Origin of the sequence: Sphingobacterium lactis, assembly GCF_051951495.1 — a bacterium.
Classification (GTDB): domain Bacteria; phylum Bacteroidota; class Bacteroidia; order Sphingobacteriales; family Sphingobacteriaceae; genus Sphingobacterium; species Sphingobacterium lactis_A.
Genome location: NZ_JBNHAS010000005.1, coordinates 142,703 through 162,747, shown reverse-complemented (window position 1 = coordinate 162,747; position 20,045 = coordinate 142,703). Strand labels below are relative to the sequence as shown.

Genomic DNA, 20,045 nt, shown 5'->3' with positions numbered 1-20,045 from the left:
ATTACTTCTTCGAAGTTACGCAATATTCAGCTTTTTATTGAAACATATAAAGCCATATTATTAACATATTTTGTTGTGATGCTAATCATAATTTGTGAAGAATAGACAGTTTTGGTAGATAGCCCTTCGGGCAGTAGTTAGTATATAGTAGTTAGTAGTTAGACCTAGGAAGGAAAAACAAAAACAATGTTTAGAACTCAGAGCGAAGCGAAGAGTCTCATCTCCCTACCCAAAAAATCGAGTCATCGTGAGGCTAGCCGAACGAACTTCAAACTTTATAGAATTTTTTATCGAAGCATTGGCGGGCGATGCATGCATCGCCCCTACAAACAATCGTGAAAATATTGTTTTTTATTACCCAAAACTGTAGGGTCGAAGCATGCTTCGACCGCTTAAATAAAATCACCCCTACGATCTCATATCTAATATCGAAGCGGTCTAACTACCTTTTTTAAATCGGGCAGACATTCCGCTGCGTTTAGTACTGACCCTACGTATGTGTGCTACTAATCGCTTAATAGTAAGCTGTATAGATAGCACGTTAGGTAGGGGCGGTACTGAGTGAGTTCGAAGGAAGGGGATCTGTCCCCGACGAGAACGAACGGAATGTCCGCCCGTTTTTTGTTTTGATAGACACCAGAATTCAGACAACAGAAAACAGATTTGAGGATATACTAGATGGCGGACGATGCATGCATCGTCCCTACAAACAATCGTAAAAATATTGTTTTTTATTACCCATAACTGTAGGGTCGAAGCATGGTTCGACCGCCCTATAACTAGATCTATCTCAATCTATTTACTTATTCTGATGTGTATAGTTTAAAGTTCGTTCATCTTCGATTCACGATGACGCGATTTTGTGGGGAGAGTGAAAAGACTCTTCGCGTTGCTCTGAGTTGTAAGGAATATAAACTATCCACCTTTCTATCTCACATCTCATATCTAACAGCGAAGCGGTCTCAAATCTCACATCTAAAAGCGAAGCGGTCTCATCAATAACTAACAAAGCCATCCCGCTGTCTGGATGGCTTTGTCCTATAAAGTACGAAGACTCTTGGAGTAGTTGAGTATGTTTGCTATTGTTCTTTCTTCTGGATCTTTCGATAATTGCGAAATGCAACCTCTAATTTTATCTTCGAATGAAACCTCAACTTCATTATTTTGTATAATTCCTGAGAATTGGTCTTCGTAGTTTAATTCATTTGTTTTAGTAGAATTTTCAACCATAAGCATCTGTGTTTTTATTTATCTAAACGCAAGATACTTAGCAATATTGTGAAAGATTTAACATTTTTTTACTTTTTTTTCGAAACCATCTTATTAGCTTCTACAATTGCTTGGTATGCATTCACAATTCCACCGCTTACAGAGATCTCATCTAAGTAAACGCGTTTACTTCCTGATTCTCCTTTAACTTTTACTTTTTGGTCTACTTTCGTTACGCTTTTCATGATGACTTGTTTCACCTGCTCAGCGGTAAGCGTAGGGTAGTAAGCGCGGATTAATCCTGCTAAACCTGCAACCACTGGTGCTGCCATACTCGTTCCTTGTTGGTCTTTGTATTTGTTTTCAGGCATAGTCGAGTAAATCTTAACACCTGGCGCAAATACATCCACACTACGGTAGCCATAATTAGAGAATTCAGCCAATAAGTCAGAATCTAAGTTCCATCCAGTAGCACCAACGGTGATCCAGTTTTTCGCTTCTCCAATTACAGCATCTACACTATCTGTAAAATACTTCATTGGGAAATTCTTAACCACATCATTATCGCTTGCGTCATTACCAGCAGCATGAACTAACAAGACATCTTTAGATTCCGCATATTTAACGGCATCATCTACTGCTTTTTTATTGTAGGCATATCCCTTACCAAAGCTCATGTTGATAACCTTTGCGCCATTGTCAACCGCATAACGGATTCCATTAGCGACGTCTTTATCTCGCTCGTCACCATTAGGAACTAAGCGTACTGCCATGATCTGTACTTTATCAGAAACACCATTGATACCAAGTTTATTGTCGCGTTTTGCACCAATAATACCTGCAACGTGTGTTCCGTGGCCTGCATCTGGACCTTTTACATCAGGATTGCCATAATTGCGGTCATTGACATTTTCATAATCGTCGCCAACTAATGGTCTAGGATTGAAATCTTTGTTCAAGTGAAAATCTACCTGATCGCTGAAATATTTTGCTCCTTCTTTCAAATCTTCATAAACGGATTCGAAACCATTTTTTTCGATCTCACTTTTAGCATTGCGAAGAATATTTTTTTGAACTGATGTCAAATCTTTTGCATTGTCCAAATCAGCCTGTTTAATGTCCTTAGGCTCTTTACCGATCTTCTTAATTAATGCATCCATTTCCATTTTGATACGGCTATAGGTCATTTTACCAGAAGCAGCCTCATCCATTTTCTTGGTGTAGTCGGTAATCATCTTTTGGTAAGCCACAAACTCACGACGCTCCTTTTCTGATAGTGGGGTAGAAGGTAATACCGAAAGGTACTTCGGCTCATAAATGCGGATCAATCGTGTAACTTCTAAGTTATCCTGATCTACATTTTCACCTTTGGCATTCCCGATGAAGTTCCAACCATGAATGTCATCGATATAACCGTTTCCATCATCATCCTTTCCATTTCCAGGAATTTCTTTTGGATTGGTCCACAAGACATCTTTTAAGTCTTCGTGTTTTACATCCACTCCTCCATCTAGAACTGCTACAATTACTGGTTTAGCCTTACGGCCATTCAACAATTCATAAGCACGCTCAGTACTAATGCCCATTACACCATCTTTTTTGTAGTCTAAATTGAACCAATTAGCTGGTGGGGTATCCTTTTGTTGTGCTAAACCTAAACTCGGAATAAGGCCAAAAGCCAAGTAACACAACAATTTATTTGTTTTAAACATATAGATTAGAATTATAATTTTCCAAAAATAAGATTTTACAACGTACGAATCTGTTAATTAATCTAAAATACCAGATAATAAATATTATTTTTAACGCATTATTCAACCATTATTAATTTAAATATATGAGACATAAAATTGTTTTTGGTTTAATATCAGCCTTAGTGCTGTCTTCTTGCTCCCAACAAAATAACGTGAAAAAAGACTCTATAAACTGGCCTGATGCCACTCCGCCAATTGCGGAATTAAAAGCTTATCAGCGAATTATCCATGGTGATACTGTTCAAGATCCCTATTATTGGATGAATGACTACTTTAAAAAAGGACCTGATTCTAGCAAAGTTGTTACATATTTAGAGGCCGAAAACCAATATACATCGGCCATGATGAAAGACACTGAAAAGTTTCAAGATGAATTGTTTAAAGAAATGAAAGCAAGAATCAAAGAAACTGATGAGAGTGTGCCTTATCTGATGAATGGTTATTATTATTACCAACGTACAGAGGAGGGGAAACAATACTATAAAGTCTGCCGCAAAAAAGGTAGTCTAAATGCTCCGGAGGAAATCTTGCTAGATGTGGATAAGATGGCCGAAGGATTTCCTTATTATGCCGTAGGAGGTGTAGCAGTGAGTCCAGACAATAAAATGATAGCTTATGGTGTGGATACCGTATCCCGTCGTGAATATGTAATTCATTTCAAGAACTTAGAAACCGGAGAAATCCTGAAAGATAGGATTACTAGAACAACAGGATCTGCTACCTGGGCAGCGGATAACAAAACTGTTTTCTATACTGCCAAGAATCCTGTAACCTTGCTAACGGAAAAAATCAAACGTCATACATTAGGTACAAATAGTGAATCTGATGCGGTTGTTTATGAAGAAAAAGACAATACTAATTATATTGGAGTCTGGAAATCTAAAAACCAACAATATATTTTTATCCAATCTGGGGGAACATTAAGTTCTGAAACCCTATACCTGAAAGCTGATGATCCAAATGGAACATTTAAAGTTTTTCAAGCTCGTATGAAGGATGTTCTATATAATGTAACTCCATTAGCTGATCGTTTCTTGATTGTTACCAATGACCAAGCGCAGAACTTTAAGGTCATGGAAACCCCTTTGGATAAAACAGGTAAAGAGAACTGGAAAGAATACATCCCACACCGTAAGGATGTTCTAATCGAAGGTTTAGACGAATTTGAGAACTACTTAGTTATTTCAGAACGCAAGAATGGGCTAACTAACCTTGCTGTCCGTAATTTAAAAGACAACAGCCAGCATTATTTGGACTTCGGTGAGGCGGCATATACCGTTTATTCCAGTGCCAATCCAGAATACCATACTGATGTCGTTCGCTATGGTTATACCTCCATGGTTACACCATCCTCGACCTACGATTATAACATGAAGTCCAAAGAGAAAACCTTGTTGAAACAACAGGAAGTTTTGGGAGGCTATAAGCAAGAGGAATATGTGACCGAGCGAGTGATGGCTAAAGTGCGTGATGGGGTGGAAGTACCAATCTCTATCGTCTATAAAAAGGGAACGAAAAAAGATGGACAAGCACCATTGCTGCTCTATGCTTATGGTTCTTATGGGAGCTCTATGGACCCAACTTTCAGTTCAACCCGATTATCCTTATTGGATAGAGGATTTATCTATGCAATAGCACATATACGTGGTGGTGAAGAGATGGGTAGACAATGGTATGAAGATGGTAAAATGATGAAGAAGATCAATACGTTTACTGACTTTATCGACTGTGGTAAGTTCCTGATCGATCAAAAATATACATCTTCCAAGCATTTATATGCACAAGGAGGAAGTGCCGGAGGTCTACTTATGGGGGCAGTCATCAACATGGCTCCAGAACTATGGAACGGTGTAATTGCACAAGTTCCTTTTGTAGATGTTGTCAACACCATGTTAGACGAAAGCATTCCATTGACCACCAATGAATATGACGAATGGGGGAATCCAAATAACAAAGATGCCTACGACTACATGAAGTCATACTCCCCATATGAAAATATTGACGCGAAAGCCTATCCAAATCTATTGGTTACCACTGGACTCCACGATTCACAAGTACAGTACTTTGAACCAGCAAAATGGGTAGCTAAATTGAGAACCAAACAACAAGGTAAAAATGTCATCCTCCTAAAAACAGACATGGACTATGGACATGGCGGTGCATCCGGCAGATTTGACTACCTCAAAGATGTAGCGCTTAATTATGCTTTCTTGTTTAAGCTGGAAGGAATTTTTGAATAGTATTTAGTAGTAAGTATTTAGTATTTAGACCTTTAAAGATTGATATGATGTCTTTAAGGGTCTTTTTTTGATAAGAGATTAAGATGAAAGAACTCATTGGAAAAAATGTCAGAAAGATTGGTAAACAGTCGTCGAAAATTGTATCGAATCTATTTTTAATGACTTAACTTTTAATGAATTATTCCGCCAATAGGTCTAACTACTAACTACTATCGACTAACTACTGCCCGCAGGGCTCAGACTCTTCGCTTCGCTCTGAGTTGTAAATAGCGAATTTGTTATTCCGCCAATAGGTCCTATATCTGGTGTCTTTTGTCTGTTGTCTCCCATCTATTTCACCTGTTTCCTTCGACACTTCTTCGGATCTCCTTCGGAACTTGTTCGGAACTCCTTCGGATCTCGTTCGGTTAGAAGCGAACGAGATCCGAAGGAGTTCCGACTAAAATCCTAACAAATTCCTTAAGAGTATCGAAGCAAAATATAGCTTCACTTTACCTTGTATAGATCCTGTATGTAGCATTGCAATAGCTTAGTCTAATTTTCGGATTCCTTTTCTTATTTTCGCAATATGATCTTACAAGCCAACAATATATTTAAGTCCTACGGGAAATTGGAAATTCTTAAAGGTGTCAGTGTGACGGTTAAGAAAGGCGAGATTGTTTCCATCGTTGGGGCATCGGGTGCTGGAAAAAGTACGCTATTGCACATCATTGGAACATTGGATAAACCAGACCGTGGTACGATATTGATCGAAGGTCAGGATGTGTTTTCCCTCAATGAAAAGCAATTGAGTGAATTCAGAAATAAACATATTGGCTTTGTGTTTCAGTTTCACCACTTGTTGCCGGAATTTACAGCTTTGGAGAATGTCTGTATCCCTGGATATATTGCAGGGCAAGATCGTCAAGCAGTAGAAGCACGTGGGATGGAGTTATTGGATATCTTAGGTGTAAAACACCGCGCAGGACATAAGCCCTCGGCAATGTCGGGAGGAGAGCAGCAACGTGTTTCCGTAGCTCGTGCCTTGATCAACAATCCAACCCTGGTATTGGCAGATGAACCTTCGGGTAATTTAGATTCAGAGAATGCTACGGCATTGCATCAGCTGTTTTTTGACCTTAGGGACAAGATGCAACAAACTTTTATTATTGTAACCCACAACGAGGATTTGGCTCGTATATCCGACCGCACTATTCATATGCGTGACGGATTGATTTATTAATATGCAGAAGATTTTAATTACTTACGGTACACGTCCGCTAGCACAACGTGTAGCCAATTTGTTAAAGAATAAGTTTGAGGTGCTCTTCGCAAGTTCAGAAGAAGTGCCTTCATTTTTGAGAAATACTTATCCGCAGATTCCTTTAGGAGGCAACCCAACCTTTGCTCATGAAATCTTAAAATATTGTTTGGATAATCAAATCGATTATATCCTACCATTAGGTTATTCGGAGCTGGAGAGTCTGGCGGAATCTAAACTTCTTTTTGAAGAATACGATATTCAGCCATTAGTACCAAATTTGGCCGACCTTCCATTATATTTTGTGATTGAGAATCCAGGTTCTGAAGTGCCTATTCAGGTTTATTCCAAAGGGCAATCCTTAACAGACGAGCAAAGCCTTTCTTTACCGGCTACTGGCTTGTTGTTATTATCAGATAATCAAGAAGAATTGGCCATTATAACGGTATAAGCAGATGAAGTGGAATGAGCTGCCTTTGGACAAAAAACTTTACCTTTTCGAATTAGATGATGTCCTCTATCCAAAGCAAGATTTTTTGTTACAGATTTACTATTTATTTGGACAATTTGTAGAATTTAATGAGGGTGAAAGTTTGGCAAGCAGTCTTACTGAATTCATGAAAAATATTTTATTAGAAAAAGGAGAAGATGCCGTTTTTGAAGAAGTAAGAAAGCACTTTTCATTCAAGGAAGATTATGCCGAAAACTTTGAACGGTTGCAAGTAAATGGGCATCTCCCGTTAAAATTACTATTGTATAATGAAATAAAATTGCTTTTCGCCAGCTTGATTGAGCAAGGAAAAACCATTGCTGTATTAACCGCGGGAAATCCTGCTTTGCAATTAAATAAGCTGAAACATATTGACTGGCAAGGACTAGATAAGGGAATCCGAGTGTACTTTTCTGATGAACTCTTGTTTAGAAATATTGATCCTATTCCTTATATTGCTTATGAAAATGGAGTTATTCCAAAGGACATTTTATATCTAAAAGAAAAAATAACCAAATTATGATTAAGAAGAGTATATTATTCGGTGCACTGATTGCCATGTTTTTTGCAAGCAGCTGTGAAAAGGATCCTACAAATGGAGGAGATGGAGATGGTAAAGACCCCGATAAAGAAACTTTATTTAGAGATTCAGCCTATTATTATTCGCTAGCTTTATCCTTATGGGAAGATAAATTGCCTGCCCCTGTAATTAAGGGTGATCAAATTGATTTACAGGCTTATACCGGTAAATTTAAAGATGCGGAGGCCGTATTGAATGATTTGAGAAAGTATGCTACATTAGATCGATTCAGTTTTGTAGATCGCACAGGTGATGTAAGCTCAGAGATTCAACAAGGTGTTTATAAAGAAACAGGAGCTATCCCAATCTTCTTATTGGAAACTGCTGGTGCCACAAAGGCTCAAATGTATATTCGTTTAGTACAAAAAGGATCTCCTGCAGCAGATGCTGGTTTAACTCGGGGAATGAAAGTTGTCAGTGTGAATGGTGATAAGAATGTGTTGTTAGACCCAAATGGTTCAAATGACCAAAAAGCAATTGAATTATATCAGAAATTCTTTACGGGAGATAAGTTGGTGTTGGAGGTTGTTAGCCCAGATGGAAAAGCAAGTACCATTACCGTAACTGGTACATCTTATAAAATGGATCCGATTTTAACCAACAAAGTGCTGGAATTGAATGGCAAGAAGGTTGGTTATTTTGCTTATACATCCTTTATTAACGTATATACCGGTGGCAAGCCTAATGAGCACTATAATAAAATGAAAGCTGCTTTTGATGGGTTTGCTGGAGTAGATGAGTTGGTTGTCGACTTACGCTACAACGGTGGTGGATCTACTTTATCTGCAGAAGAGTTATCTAATTTCTTGGTTCCAACTGCTTATGCAAAAAGCTCAATGTACAAGTATAAGATTAATAAACACTTAATTGATGAAGGTTTAAATAATGAGGGTATGCCGTTTGGTCCGGTTAATTTTGACAAGACAAATACCTTAAATTTAAAACGTGTTTATTTCTTAGTAACCAAATCTACAGCTTCTGCAAGTGAGTTGGTTATTAATAACTTAAAACCATATATGGATGTTCAAATTATCAGTACTGGTAATGCTGGTACATACGGTAAGCCTGTAGGATTTTTTGAGTCTAAAGTTTTAAAAGGATACGCTTCATATTATATTACTTCTTTCCAGTTGTTGAACTCAAAAGGAGATGGTGATTATTTCACAGGGTTAATAGGTTCGAAAAAAGATGCTTATGAAGGGTTTACCAAGCAATTAGGTGATCCATCAGAAGGTATGCTGTCGGAAGCTTTATACCACATTGCGAATGGTAGCTATCGTTCATCTTCTGCTAGCGCAAGCTTACGTAAAACTAGTCGTGCTGGTAAAGCGGAAATGGAGCCAAGTAATAAACAGCCAGTGAATCCTCAGGGAATTGGTATGTATAAATTTGCTGATGAAATAAAATCACTTCCAACAGCATTTTAAGTTAATCCATTCAGTATGTGCTGAGTCTATTACTTTGAATTTGCTTTCTTGGAAGCAATATAAAAAATAACATGAATTAAAGATTGAGCACATGCTGAATAGATTTATTATCGCTGTCATACTTTTTACATTTTTAGCCTGTAAGAAGGATCCCCAAAATGTACCTTCGCCACCAAAACCTGGACCTGAGCCAAGTGCCAGGACCAAAGAGCAGAAGGTAAGGGACAGTATCTATTACTATTATAAATTATACTCCTATTGGGAATCTTCAATCCCAACCTACAATCCCATTTCGGATATCTCAGATAAGTATACCAAGAACAATAGTTTGTTGACTTTTTTGATGAATCAGACTCCGGTGAAAAACGACTATGTATTTCATGGCCCCAATAGTCCCTTGGAGGATTATACAGGCCCTTTGGATCGTTTTTCCTGGATCGAGAATTTGAGCTCTAATTTTGGTGCAAGCAGCCGGGCGGATACCTACGATGGATTTGGTCTATTCGTGGTTTTTGAAAGCAATGCACCGACGGCACCATTATACATCGGAATGGTGGAAGGAGGTTCACCTGCAGCAGTGGCCGGATTTAAACGTGGTGACAAGGTTATTAAAATGAATGAGTTGTCCAATGTTACCTATGCAAACTACAATGCCGTTAATAATGAACTGAATAAGTCCATGCTTACGATGAAAGTGCTTCGTAATGGAGTAGAAATCGAAAAAACGATAGAAAATAAAACTTACGATATTTTTCCAGTAGTGAAAGATTCTGTATACACGGTGGATAACAATAAGGTCGGTTATTTTGCATTTTCTTCATTTGAGGAAATGACAGATGATTCGGGTAATTATACTGCCATGTACAATGCCATGGAAAAGGCTTTTAACAGTTTTGGATCAGCAGGAATTAAGAAAATTGTAGTCGACTTGCGTTATAATACGGGTGGCTATGTGAGTACGGCTATTTACTTAGCTAACAAGATTGTCAATAGTTCTGGAGCTGGCAAGCTGATGTTTCGCTATGACGTCAATAAAAATATGAAAAGTGAAACGAACCCTGGTGGCGACTTCGCTGATGTACTATTTAATAAAAGAAATAATACCGAAATAACAGATGTTTATTTCTTAGTGTCAGACTACACGGCCTCAGCATCAGAAATCGTAATCTCGGTATTAAAGCCTTATGCAAAGGTTTACATCATTGGAGAGCATGGAAGTACATATGGTAAGCCGGTAGGGTTTTTCCGTCAGGATATTATGAATACTGCTGGATTGTGGGCTGCCTCGTTTAAAATTGTTAATAAGGACGGTTATACAGACTATTGGGATGGTATTCCAGCAGATAAGGCTGGGGTATTGGATAATGTGCGTTTTGATTTTGGTGATACCCGAGAGACGATGTTAGCAACGGCATTGGCTCACATCAAGACAGGTTCATACACTTTAACAGGAGCCAGTGCGAAGGCAAGTACCCGTGTTGGAGCATCTCCAAGTAGCCAATCGGTGATGGTTAACAAAATACCGATGAGGAACATGATAAAGGATTAAAAAATCGTTATTTAATTATTAACTTTACTGCATGGCAGGAAATAAACCAACAACGATTAAAGAAATTGCGCGGAAGTTGAAAATATCGCCTTCCACGGTATCACGCGCTTTGAACGATCACCCCAGCATTGGCTTGGTGACTACCATGCGTGTAAAGAAAATGGCTGAAGAGATGGCTTATGAGCCTAATCAGACTGCTATATTTTTTAAACAGCGTAAAACTTTTACCATTGGGGTAATACTTCCCAAATTATCTGAGCCTTTTTTCTCGGAAGCGATCAGTGCCATTGAAACGGTTGCTGAAGATAAAAAATATACGGTACTCCTTGGACAATCCCTAGACAATGAAAACCGTGAAGCTCAAATCATTCAGACTTTTAAAAAACACCGTGTCGATGGAATATTGATTTCCATGGGTAAAAACACCGGTGACACCGACTTTGAAGATATTCTTTCCAAAACAGAAATTCCAGTTGTTTTCTTTGACTGTGTTCCTGATTTAGACAACGTGCATAAGGTGTATTCCGATCTTTCTTCAGGAATGGTGGAGGCTATCGATGCATTTGTGGATCGTGGGCACCGTAAGATTGCTTTAATCAATGGGCCTGAGGCTTTGTTGGCATCTAAGGAACGTTCGGAAGCTTTCTTGAAAGCTTTAGCAAAGCAAGGTATTTCTGCTGAAGAGAGTTACATTGTTCATACAGACTTGACGGAGCACGGAAATGAAGAAGCGATGGAGAAGTTATGCTCCTTAGCCGATAGACCATCTGCAGTCGTCTCTTTTAATGACTTTGTAACCTTAGATTTAATTCGCTATGCGAAGCAGCGTGGTATTATCCTTAATCAGGATATGTTCTTCATTAGCTATGCGAATTATCCGCTTTGGAAATACATGGATAATCCACCTATGGGGAGTATTGAGCAGTATCCGGATGTGCAGGCACAGAAGGCTGCGGAGATACTTTTTGACTGTATCGATAAGAAAGAACATGTTGCTACGCCGCAACATGTTGTATTCCCATCAAAATTAGTATTGAAATAATCCTAATTAATTTATTTGAATACTGTAAGTGATATCTATGCCACCATTGGCTAGCATATCGTGTACAGAACAGTATTTCTTGACAGCTAATTCAGCTGCTTTTTGTGCTTTGGCTTCATCAATATCACCTTTTAATTTAAAAGCGATGTGGATCTTGGTGAAAATATTGGGGATTTCCTCACGACGATCGCCTTGAACTTCCACTTGTATATCTTGTAGGTCTTGACGTTGTTTTTGCAAGATGGTTGTCAAATCGAAGACACTGCAAGAACCTAATGCCATAAGAACCAATTCCATAGGACGAACACCCTTACCTTCACCACCGATAGAGTCTGGACCATCGATATTCACCTTTACGGATGATAATTCACTAGAGGCTTCAAAATGAACGCCTTGATTTAAACGTTTTAATTCTACTTTCATGATCTAGCTATTTTAGATGCCTACAAATTTACGAAAAAATACGGCGCTCTTGGTGTCAAAAGTCACATAAGAGGGCTTTGAATGTACGTGTAAAATCATTTTTTGAGTGGGGGAGTAGGGGAAAAGAAAATATGGGTTTAGCAAAGAAATTAATCCAAATAATAACTTGTCCCTTCGGAATAAATACGCTATTTTTACATCAAATTTTTTTATCAATGAACATTCACGAATATCAAGGAAAAGAAATACTTAAGAGTTTCGGAGTAAGCGTACAAGAAGGTATTGTTGCCGAGACCCCAGAGCAGGCTGTAGAGGCTGCTAAGCGAATGAAGGAAGAATTCAACTCGGATTGGGTTGTGGTAAAAGCACAGATCCATGCGGGTGGCCGTGGTAAAGGTGGTGGTGTGAAGTTGGCAAAAAACCATGATGAAGTATTGCAACGTGCAAACGACATCATCGGTATGCAACTTGTAACTCCGCAGACTGGTCCAGAAGGTAAAAAAGTTAATAAGGTTTTAATCGCTCAGGATGTTTACTACCCTGGAGAAAGTGAAACTAAAGAATTCTACATGTCTGTATTGTTAGACCGTGCAAAAGGTCGTAACATCATTATGTACTCTACAGAAGGTGGTATGGACATCGAAGAGGTAGCTGAAAAAACTCCTCATTTAATCTTCAAAGAAGAGATCGATCCTAAAGTAGGTTTACAAGGATTCCAAGCTCGTAAAATCGCATTCAACTTAGGTCTTACAGGTGCTGCGCACAAAGACATGGTTAAGTTCGTAGCGGCATTATACAAAGCTTACGATTCTATCGATGCTTCTATGTTCGAAATTAACCCTGTATTAAAAACTTCTGATGACAAGATCTTAGCAGTAGATGCGAAAGTAAACTTGGATGAGAATGCTTTATACCGTCATAAAGATATCGCTGCTATGCGTGATATCGCTGAGGAGGATCCTACAGAAGTTGAGGCTGGTGAGTCAAACTTAAACTACGTTAAATTAGATGGTAACGTGGGCTGTATGGTGAATGGTGCTGGTTTAGCGATGGCAACAATGGACATCATTAAATTAGCTGGTGGTGAACCTGCAAACTTCTTAGACGTAGGTGGTACTGCTAATGCTGAAACTGTAAAAGCTGGCTTCAACATTATCCTTAAAGACCCTAATGTAAAAGCTATCTTAATCAACATCTTCGGTGGTATCGTTCGTTGTGACCGAGTTGCTCAAGGTGTAATCGATGCTTACAACGAAATCGGTGATATTCCAGTGCCAATTATCGTTCGTCTTCAAGGTACGAATGCTAAAGAAGCTAAAGAATTGATCGATGAGTCAGGATTAAAAGTTTACTCAGCAATCTTATTGAAAGAAGCTGCTGAATTAGTAACTAAAGTATTGAACGAAGGTAAATAATCTCCTTCTTCATTAGATATAAGAGGCCTCCAGTATTGGGGGCCTTTTTGTTTTGACATAATTTTAACATCAAATGGGCTATTTCCTTTACGCAGCTTCCTATTCCTCAGTACTAAACTGTACCTTTGTGCAAACAAAATGAATTACATCATGACAACATCTACTTCGGATATTTCACGTAAGAAATCAGCGGAATTATTTGAAAAGGCAAAGGCTTATTTTCCTGGTGGAGTAAATTCTCCAGTGCGTGCCTTTAAATCTGTATATGGAACGCCATTATTTATTGAGCGTGGCGATAAAGCTCATTTATGGGATGCGGATGGCAATGAGTTTATTGACTATTGTTGTTCTTGGGGACCTTTAATCTTAGGTCATAATAATGAAGAAATTCGCGAGGCTGTACAAGCTCAACTGGGTAAAGGTTTAAGCTTTGGTGCACCTACTGCATTGGAGAATCAATTGGCAGAATTGATCTTAAATAATAACAAGAAAATTGAGAAAATTCGTTTCGTAAGTTCTGGTACGGAGGCTGTCATGTCTGCTATTCGTTTAGCTAGAGGATATACCAAGCGTGATAAGATCGTTAAATTTGAAGGCTGTTACCATGGTCACTCGGATTCCTTACTGGTAAAAGCTGGATCGGGTTTAGTAACCTTTGGTGAAACTTCTTCTGCTGGAGTTCCTCAGGCTTTTGCTGATGAGACCATCGTTATTGCTTTGAACGACAAGAAAGCTTTAGAGCAAGTATTTGCTGATTTCCCAGGTCAGATTGCTGCGGTTATCATTGAAGGTGTGCCAGCGAATAATGGCTTGTTAATTCAAGATAAAGACTACATTCATTTCCTACGTGATATTACAAAAAACAATGGTTCCTTATTGATTTTTGATGAGGTGATCACAGGATTCCGTTTGGGATTTGAAGGTGCTTCAAAATACTACGATATACAACCGGATATCCTTACTTATGGTAAGATTATCGGTGGCGGGATGCCAGTTGGAGCTTATGGAGCATCTCATGAAATCATGGGAAGTATTTCACCAGATGGAGCTGTTTACCAAGCTGGGACATTGTCTGGAAATCCAGTTGCGATGGCTGCAGGTATTGCTGCATTATCCATTTTGGCTAGACCTGGTTTCTATGAAGGATTGGAGAAAACAACTCAGGCATTCGTAGAAGAACTACGTGCTTATATTGCAGAGAAAAACTATGAATTGAATATTAGTACGATTGGTTCCATTTTCTGGTTTGCCTTCTCTAGTAATGCTAATATTCAGCGAGCGGATGAAATTGATCCTACATCCATGGAGAAATATAAGGTGATGCACCGCGAATTATTAAATCGTGGGATTTACTTTGGCCCGTCAGGATATGAGGTTGGATTTATCTCTGCAGCACATACCGAGGAGGATTTAAAAACTACTTTGACGGCTATAAAAGCAGCATTAGATCTTGTGTTTCAATAAGAGGTAAAACCAAATTGAAGTTTATTTGTTCTACTAAAAACAATTTTGACAAAAAACTTTAACATGAAAACAATTAAATCGGCATTAGCAGTAGCAGCTGCTACACTAGTTTTGGCATCGTGTAATACACCGACCAAGAATAAAGATGGTGAAGTAAAGGACTCTACGGCACTTTCTGATTCGGTTGGAGCCATTGCTGTAAACCCATTGCCGCACGCTAAAGAGTTCCCTGGAGCGACATTAAAGATCGCATCCCTAACTTCGGAAAAGTTAGGAACAGACTCAGCAAAGATTACGGTAAAATACGATGTTTCGAACTTTAAGTTAACAGAGCAAACAGAGCATACTCACCACATGGCAAATTCACATGATGGTCAGCATATCCACTTTATTTTGGATAATACACCTTATGTTGCTTTGTACAAACCTGAGCATACATTTACCGTGCCTTTGAATTCAGAGCATTACTTAATGTCCTTTTTATCGCGCTCATTCCATGAGTCGATCAAGACAGCAGATGCTTCCAAATTGATTAAGTTCAAAGTAGAAGCTGATGGTAAGATTGCTGAACTTCCAAAGCCAACAGAACCTTCTATCTTCTATAGCCGTCCTAAAGGCGATTATAAAGGCGATGAAACAAATGTACTGTTGCTGGATTTCTTTGTGGCAAACACGACCTTAGGGGCTGATGCGAACAAAATAAAAGCAACCATCAATGGTCAAGAGTTTACTTTAGATCAATGGGTTCCTTATGAAATCTTAAACCTTCCAAAAGGCGAAGCAACTGTGAAGTTGGTGTTGGTGGATAAAGATGGAAATGCAGTAACTGGAGATAATGTATCTGTAGAAAGAACAATTAATCTGATGGCGCAATAAGCGGATAGGATTAACTTCAAATAAAAGCCCGATGAATGTCAAAATTCATCGGGCTTTCTTTATGCTGATTATTGTTCAATTAAAACCCTACAGACTTCAAGTTTAAGCCAGCACGTTCATCCAATCCGAATAATAGATTCATGTTTTGTACGGCCTGTCCCGAAGCTCCTTTTAACAAGTTATCCGTAGCATTCAAGATCAACAGTTTATTACCGTGCTTCTCGATGTGGATAATACTCTTATTGGTGTTCACGACCTGTTTAAGATCAATATTTGCTTTGGAAACATGCGTAAAAGGATGTTCTGCATAATAGGTATTATACAAATCGTAAGCTTCCTCTTCCGATAAAACTGAATCTACATAAATAGCAGAGAATATTCCCCTTGGGAAGTCACCTCGCTGCGGTATAAAGTTGATTTTATCCGCTGCACGTTGCATTAAAGAACCGGCTTCAGTATCCGCTAGGAAGCCCGGTTGTAGCTGATTCAAAGACTCGGAAATCTCCTGAAGATGTTGGTGATCGAAAGATTTGTAGGCCGATAAATTATTGTTTCTCCAGGAGAAATGAGTTGTTAATGTTGGTTTTTGACCAGCGCCCGTTGACCCAGTCGTTGCATTGACGTGGATTTGATCTGGCAATAATCTTTTGCTTGCCAATGGTAGTAAAGCCAATTGAATGTTCGTTGCGAAACAACCCGGGTTGGCGATGTATTGCGCAGATTTGATTTCCTCTTTGTTCAATTCCGGTAAACCATATACGAAATCCTTTCCTTGGTATGCTGTATTGGATTTCAATCGGAAGTCTTGAGAAAGATCGATAATCTTAACCTTAGGATCAACTGGATTTGCCTCTAAGAATTTGCGGGCATCACCATGTCCAACACAAAGGAATAAAACATCAATATCGCTGTGAAAATCCGAACTGAAAGTCATTTCGGTATCCCCAAATAAATCGTTGTGAACATCCGATAGTTTATTGCCTGCATTAGATGCTGAATTCGCAAATACGATTTCTACATTCGGATGGTAAATTAAGACCCGTAGCAGCTCCCCTCCGGTGTATCCGGCGGAACCTACGATGCCTACCTTAATCTTTTGCATAGTCATTTATTTACTAAAATGGGCACAATATCCCTATTGCGCCCATCTTATTATGTTAATCGTTTATATAATAAAAACTCCGTATCGGGTTCTTGCAATTGGAACCCTAATTTCTGATACAGGGATTGGGCAGTGGAATTATCAACCTGTGTTTCCAATTGCACAAATACAGCGCCTTCTGATTTTGCAAAGCTCATTGCTGCTTCGATTAATTGTTCCCCATAACCACTCTTCCTGTATTCAGGTTGAACATATAGATCGTTTAAGATCCAATTCTTTACCGCTCTCGCTGAAGAATACTTTGGATAGAGTTGGGTGAAACCCACAGCTTTATCGTCGTCAAAAGCCATAAAAACAATGGATTCTTTATTCTGTAACCGATCTAGAATAAATGCTTTGGAGCGAATTAAATCTGATTCTTGTTTATAAAAAACCCGATAAGCATCAAATAATGTCCCCAAATCATCCAACTGTTCCAATGTGGCTCTGCAGATCATCTTAGCCTTTGCTGTTTACTTTGTGCCAGATAATCGTTTGGTTACCGAAGATTTTAGAGAAGCCTTTTACATCATCACCCGTATAACCTTCGTTCATTTCACCATAGCTACCAAATTTATTAGACATTAAATCGTGGTCTGATTCAATACCTAAGATAATGAAGCGGTGTGGGTGTAATTCAACGAACACACGTCCTGTCACTGTTTCTTGGGCGCTTTGTAAGAAAGCTTCCATATCGCGCATCACTGGATCGTGCATTTGACCTTCGTGCATATAGTTTCCGTAGAAAGCTGATAATTGGTCTTTCCACGATAATTGCCATTTAGTCAAAGTATGTTTTTCTAAGGCATGGTGAGCTTTGATAATGATAAGAGGACCCGCTGCTTCAAATCCTACACGACCTTTAATACCAATGATGGTATCTCCAACATGGATGTCACGTCCAATGCCATAAGGCTGAGCCAAGGCTTGCAGCTCTTGAATCACACGTACAGCACCGATGCGGTTACCGTTAAAAGCTACTGGTTCACCTTTTTCGAAGTCAATTGTCACTTGTTGTGGCTCTGTTGAAGTGATAGGGGTAGGCCATGCCGACTCCGGTAGGTATTGGTTGGACGTTAAGGTTTCAGCACCTCCTACAGAAGTTCCCCAAAGTCCTTTATTGATAGAATATTTTGCTTTTTCTGCAGAATATTCAACACCATGACTGTTTAAATAATCAATTTCAGCCTCACGAGATAATTTCAAATCGCGGATAGGCGTGATGATCTCAATACCAGGAATAAGTGTCTGGAAGATCATATCAAAACGTACCTGGTCATTACCTGCTCCTGTAGAACCGTGTGCCACACATTCAGCACCGATTTTCTTGCAGTAATTCGCAATTGCAGTTGCTTGGCAAACGCGCTCTGCCGATACAGATAGTGGATAGGTAGCATTCTTAAGCACATTACCGAAGATTAAATACTTGATGGTATCCTTGTAATAATCTTCTGTCTCATCGATTGTAGTATGCGACTTTACGCCAAGTTCATAAGCTCGTTTTTCAACAGCTACTAATTCTTCTTCGGAGAACCCGCCTGTATTGACAATTACGGAATGAACTTCTAAACCTAAGTCACGTGATAGATAGATACAACAAAATGAGGTATCTAAACCACCGCTAAATGCTAAAACTACTTTTTTCATCTTATAACGATTAATATGCTGATAATTACAAAAATAACAATTTAAAATCCTTTTACCGGTTTAATGCCCACCGGTAATATGGTCGCTACGAACTTCTTGGTAGACTTCCATAGCTTCGCCTCGATACGTTTCAAAAGAGACTGTTTTTTTGAGATCCTATCCAAACGTTCTTTTGCTTCTGCTCGACGTTGAATCTTCTCTTTCAATTCTTTTTCCTTTTCCTCAGGATCCCACAGCATCGCTGTACACATGCAATTCTTGCGTTCCTTGGACATTAAGATGTCGTAGTTGACACATGACTGGCATCCTTTCCAGAATTCCTCATCTTGCGTTAATTCCGAATAGGTTACAGGCTCATATCCTAAATCTGAATTGATTTTCATCACGGCTAAACCAGTGGTAAGACCAAATATTTTTGATTTTGGATACTTCTCTCTTGATAATTCAAATACACGCTTCTTAATGGCCTTTGCTAAGCCCACCTTACGGAAAGTAGGGTTGACGATCAATCCGGAATTGGCAACATAGTCCCCGTGGCCCCAAGTTTCTATGTAACAGAAACCAGCCCAAGTACCATCCTTGTGTAAAGCGATAACCGCTTTACCCTCCTCCATTTTGCGTGCCACATACTCTGGCTTACGACGTGCAATGCCTGTTCCTCGAGCCTTTGCGGACTCGAACATCTCACTACAAATCACATCAGCATAGTCAACATGAGAAGCTGTTGCGGGAATAATCAAAAAATCTGAAAGTGTCATTAATATTGTCGACCTAAAAATTGAAATACCGAAGTATTTGGATTACCTAATTAACTTAAAAAATCATCCATCGAGCTTGATGGAAAACCAACATGGAAATTTGCCTGCCTCGTAAATCAAGCTCGAGGCAGAATAGGTCGTCGGAATCGAAGTACAGGACAATTAAACGAACGAATACTGTAATAAGCCTTCCTGACAAGCTTCTGTGAAGCTTGTTCGAATGAACTCAAAAACAACTTGTTACAAATCATCTATTATCTCGTTTTATATCCTGTGAACAGACAGCGCAAAAGTAAACAATTATTTTTTTCTTTTATGCAATATCATTGTAGTTTTTTTATACAAAAATCTTTATCTATTCAACTTATTTGCAATCCTTTCAATTAGACCCCCACTTTATTGAAACGTTTAAAATCTTTCATTGTTTTGTAAGTTTTTAGTTCAATTAGCCACTTCTGCTTCTTTACCATAATAAATCCTTAGTTTTGCCTAAATTTTAAATACATCATGGTAGGTCCAAGCATTATTTTTTATATACTTTTTGTTATTCCTTACGTTTATTTCATGTATTGGTTAGTGAAACAAGACAAGAAAAAACACATGTGGGGAATTGTTGTAGTTACGGTTATTGCTCTTGCTGGGGTACTTGTCTCCCAAACCGCTAGTAAATTAGCTATGGAAAACTACAAACAACATCAGATTGATGCCCGCGAACAAGAACAAGAAATGCATTTAGATAGTTTGAAAAACAAACAATAAGTCTAATAATTTTAACATAAAAAAGGCGTTG

At 38.7% G+C, this 20,045-nt stretch carries 17 protein-coding genes; 11 read left to right on the top strand and 6 right to left on the bottom strand.

Translation table 11 applies throughout. The features are described 5' to 3' along the window. Positions 1 to 1,298: 1,298 nt before the first annotated feature. Positions 1,299 to 2,921 carry a S8 family peptidase gene (locus tag ACP6L2_RS16170; RefSeq protein ID WP_440510325.1) on the bottom strand — a complete coding sequence of 541 codons (1,623 nt, stop codon included), beginning with the start codon at positions 2,919 to 2,921 and terminating at the stop codon, positions 1,299 to 1,301. A 125-nt stretch (positions 2,922 to 3,046) separates the two neighbouring features. Between ACP6L2_RS16170 and ACP6L2_RS16165 the strand changes: the two genes are divergently transcribed. From ACP6L2_RS16165 to ACP6L2_RS16135, 7 genes are all read left to right on the top strand, one after another. Continuing rightward, positions 3,047 to 5,203, top strand: coding sequence for a S9 family peptidase (locus tag ACP6L2_RS16165; protein WP_440510324.1), 2,157 nt, complete (start codon positions 3,047 to 3,049; stop codon positions 5,201 to 5,203). A 568-nt stretch (positions 5,204 to 5,771) separates the two neighbouring features. Then, positions 5,772 to 6,425, top strand: coding sequence for an ABC transporter ATP-binding protein (locus tag ACP6L2_RS16160; protein ID WP_344675007.1), 654 nt, complete (start codon positions 5,772 to 5,774; stop codon positions 6,423 to 6,425). Position 6,426: 1 nt separating this feature from the next. Then, positions 6,427 to 6,894 (top strand): hypothetical protein, encoded by a 468-nt coding sequence (locus tag ACP6L2_RS16155; protein WP_440510323.1) that lies wholly within the window; start codon positions 6,427 to 6,429, stop codon positions 6,892 to 6,894. A 4-nt stretch (positions 6,895 to 6,898) separates the two neighbouring features. After that, positions 6,899 to 7,456: an HAD family hydrolase gene (locus ACP6L2_RS16150; protein WP_440510322.1), complete on the top strand. Its 558-nt coding sequence runs from the start codon at positions 6,899 to 6,901 to the stop codon at positions 7,454 to 7,456. Then, entirely contained in the window at positions 7,453 to 8,940 is a 1,488-nt protein-coding gene (locus ACP6L2_RS16145; RefSeq protein ID WP_440510321.1) for a S41 family peptidase, read from the top strand. The genes ACP6L2_RS16150 and ACP6L2_RS16145 overlap by 4 nt, the downstream gene beginning before the upstream one ends. 91 nt (positions 8,941 to 9,031) lie before the next feature. Continuing rightward, positions 9,032 to 10,489, top strand: a complete 1,458-nt coding sequence (locus ACP6L2_RS16140) for a S41 family peptidase (protein ID WP_440510320.1) — start codon at positions 9,032 to 9,034, stop codon at positions 10,487 to 10,489. Between the two features lie 31 nt (positions 10,490 to 10,520). Then, positions 10,521 to 11,531 (top strand): LacI family DNA-binding transcriptional regulator, encoded by a 1,011-nt coding sequence (locus tag ACP6L2_RS16135; RefSeq protein ID WP_440510319.1) that lies wholly within the window; start codon positions 10,521 to 10,523, stop codon positions 11,529 to 11,531. A gap of 6 nt (positions 11,532 to 11,537) precedes the next feature. Here ACP6L2_RS16135 and ACP6L2_RS16130 read toward each other — a convergent pair whose 3' ends face one another. Next, positions 11,538 to 11,954 carry an OsmC family protein gene (locus ACP6L2_RS16130; protein ID WP_344675001.1) on the bottom strand — a complete coding sequence of 139 codons (417 nt, stop codon included), beginning with the start codon at positions 11,952 to 11,954 and terminating at the stop codon, positions 11,538 to 11,540. A 215-nt stretch (positions 11,955 to 12,169) separates the two neighbouring features. Here ACP6L2_RS16130 and sucC point away from each other — a divergent pair, with 215 nt between their 5' ends. From sucC to ACP6L2_RS16115, 3 genes are all read left to right on the top strand, one after another. Continuing rightward, on the top strand, positions 12,170 to 13,369 hold the full coding sequence (sucC, locus tag ACP6L2_RS16125; protein WP_440510318.1) for an ADP-forming succinate--CoA ligase subunit beta: 1,200 nt from the start codon (positions 12,170 to 12,172) through the stop codon (positions 13,367 to 13,369). A 138-nt stretch (positions 13,370 to 13,507) separates the two neighbouring features. Then, positions 13,508 to 14,833 carry a glutamate-1-semialdehyde 2,1-aminomutase gene (hemL, locus tag ACP6L2_RS16120; RefSeq protein WP_440510317.1) on the top strand — a complete coding sequence of 442 codons (1,326 nt, stop codon included), beginning with the start codon at positions 13,508 to 13,510 and terminating at the stop codon, positions 14,831 to 14,833. A gap of 63 nt (positions 14,834 to 14,896) precedes the next feature. Next, a complete protein-coding gene (locus ACP6L2_RS16115; protein WP_440510316.1) occupies positions 14,897 to 15,709 on the top strand; it encodes a hypothetical protein in 813 nt (270 codons plus the stop codon). A 79-nt stretch (positions 15,710 to 15,788) separates the two neighbouring features. Here the strand turns inward: ACP6L2_RS16115 and argC are convergent, their stop codons facing one another. Genes argC through ACP6L2_RS16095 form a run of 4 tightly spaced genes read right to left on the bottom strand, consistent with a single transcriptional unit; the run spans position 15,789 to position 19,255 of the window. Next, positions 15,789 to 16,811 carry an N-acetyl-gamma-glutamyl-phosphate reductase gene (argC, locus tag ACP6L2_RS16110; RefSeq protein ID WP_440510315.1) on the bottom strand — a complete coding sequence of 341 codons (1,023 nt, stop codon included), beginning with the start codon at positions 16,809 to 16,811 and terminating at the stop codon, positions 15,789 to 15,791. A 50-nt stretch (positions 16,812 to 16,861) separates the two neighbouring features. Continuing rightward, positions 16,862 to 17,308, bottom strand: coding sequence for a GNAT family N-acetyltransferase (locus ACP6L2_RS16105; RefSeq protein ID WP_440510314.1), 447 nt, complete (start codon positions 17,306 to 17,308; stop codon positions 16,862 to 16,864). A gap of 1 nt (position 17,309) precedes the next feature. Beyond that, positions 17,310 to 18,497 carry an argininosuccinate synthase gene (gene argG / locus ACP6L2_RS16100; protein WP_440510313.1) on the bottom strand — a complete coding sequence of 396 codons (1,188 nt, stop codon included), beginning with the start codon at positions 18,495 to 18,497 and terminating at the stop codon, positions 17,310 to 17,312. A gap of 41 nt (positions 18,498 to 18,538) precedes the next feature. Further along, positions 18,539 to 19,255 (bottom strand): GNAT family N-acetyltransferase, encoded by a 717-nt coding sequence (locus ACP6L2_RS16095; RefSeq protein WP_344674994.1) that lies wholly within the window; start codon positions 19,253 to 19,255, stop codon positions 18,539 to 18,541. Positions 19,256 to 19,819: 564 nt separating this feature from the next. On the opposite strand from ACP6L2_RS16095, the gene ACP6L2_RS16090 reads away from it, so the two are divergent. After that, a complete protein-coding gene (locus ACP6L2_RS16090) occupies positions 19,820 to 20,014 on the top strand; it encodes a hypothetical protein (RefSeq protein ID WP_440510312.1) in 195 nt (64 codons plus the stop codon). The last annotated feature ends 31 nt before the right edge of the window (positions 20,015 to 20,045 follow it).

Coding starts and splice junctions, on each gene's coding strand:
- ACP6L2_RS16170 (WP_440510325.1), bottom strand. CDS start 2,921: ATGTTTAAAACAAATAAATTGTTGTGTTACTTGGCTTTTGGCCTTATT.
- ACP6L2_RS16165 (WP_440510324.1), top strand. CDS start 3,047: ATGAGACATAAAATTGTTTTTGGTTTAATATCAGCCTTAGTGCTGTCT.
- ACP6L2_RS16160 (WP_344675007.1), top strand. CDS start 5,772: ATGATCTTACAAGCCAACAATATATTTAAGTCCTACGGGAAATTGGAA.
- ACP6L2_RS16155 (WP_440510323.1), top strand. CDS start 6,427: ATGCAGAAGATTTTAATTACTTACGGTACACGTCCGCTAGCACAACGT.
- ACP6L2_RS16150 (WP_440510322.1), top strand. CDS start 6,899: ATGAAGTGGAATGAGCTGCCTTTGGACAAAAAACTTTACCTTTTCGAA.
- ACP6L2_RS16145 (WP_440510321.1), top strand. CDS start 7,453: ATGATTAAGAAGAGTATATTATTCGGTGCACTGATTGCCATGTTTTTT.
- ACP6L2_RS16140 (WP_440510320.1), top strand. CDS start 9,032: ATGCTGAATAGATTTATTATCGCTGTCATACTTTTTACATTTTTAGCC.
- ACP6L2_RS16135 (WP_440510319.1), top strand. CDS start 10,521: ATGGCAGGAAATAAACCAACAACGATTAAAGAAATTGCGCGGAAGTTG.
- ACP6L2_RS16130 (WP_344675001.1), bottom strand. CDS start 11,954: ATGAAAGTAGAATTAAAACGTTTAAATCAAGGCGTTCATTTTGAAGCC.
- sucC (WP_440510318.1), top strand. CDS start 12,170: ATGAACATTCACGAATATCAAGGAAAAGAAATACTTAAGAGTTTCGGA.
- hemL (WP_440510317.1), top strand. CDS start 13,508: ATGAATTACATCATGACAACATCTACTTCGGATATTTCACGTAAGAAA.
- ACP6L2_RS16115 (WP_440510316.1), top strand. CDS start 14,897: ATGAAAACAATTAAATCGGCATTAGCAGTAGCAGCTGCTACACTAGTT.
- argC (WP_440510315.1), bottom strand. CDS start 16,811: ATGCAAAAGATTAAGGTAGGCATCGTAGGTTCCGCCGGATACACCGGA.
- ACP6L2_RS16105 (WP_440510314.1), bottom strand. CDS start 17,308: ATGATCTGCAGAGCCACATTGGAACAGTTGGATGATTTGGGGACATTA.
- argG (WP_440510313.1), bottom strand. CDS start 18,497: ATGAAAAAAGTAGTTTTAGCATTTAGCGGTGGTTTAGATACCTCATTT.
- ACP6L2_RS16095 (WP_344674994.1), bottom strand. CDS start 19,255: ATGACACTTTCAGATTTTTTGATTATTCCCGCAACAGCTTCTCATGTT.
- ACP6L2_RS16090 (WP_440510312.1), top strand. CDS start 19,820: ATGTATTGGTTAGTGAAACAAGACAAGAAAAAACACATGTGGGGAATT.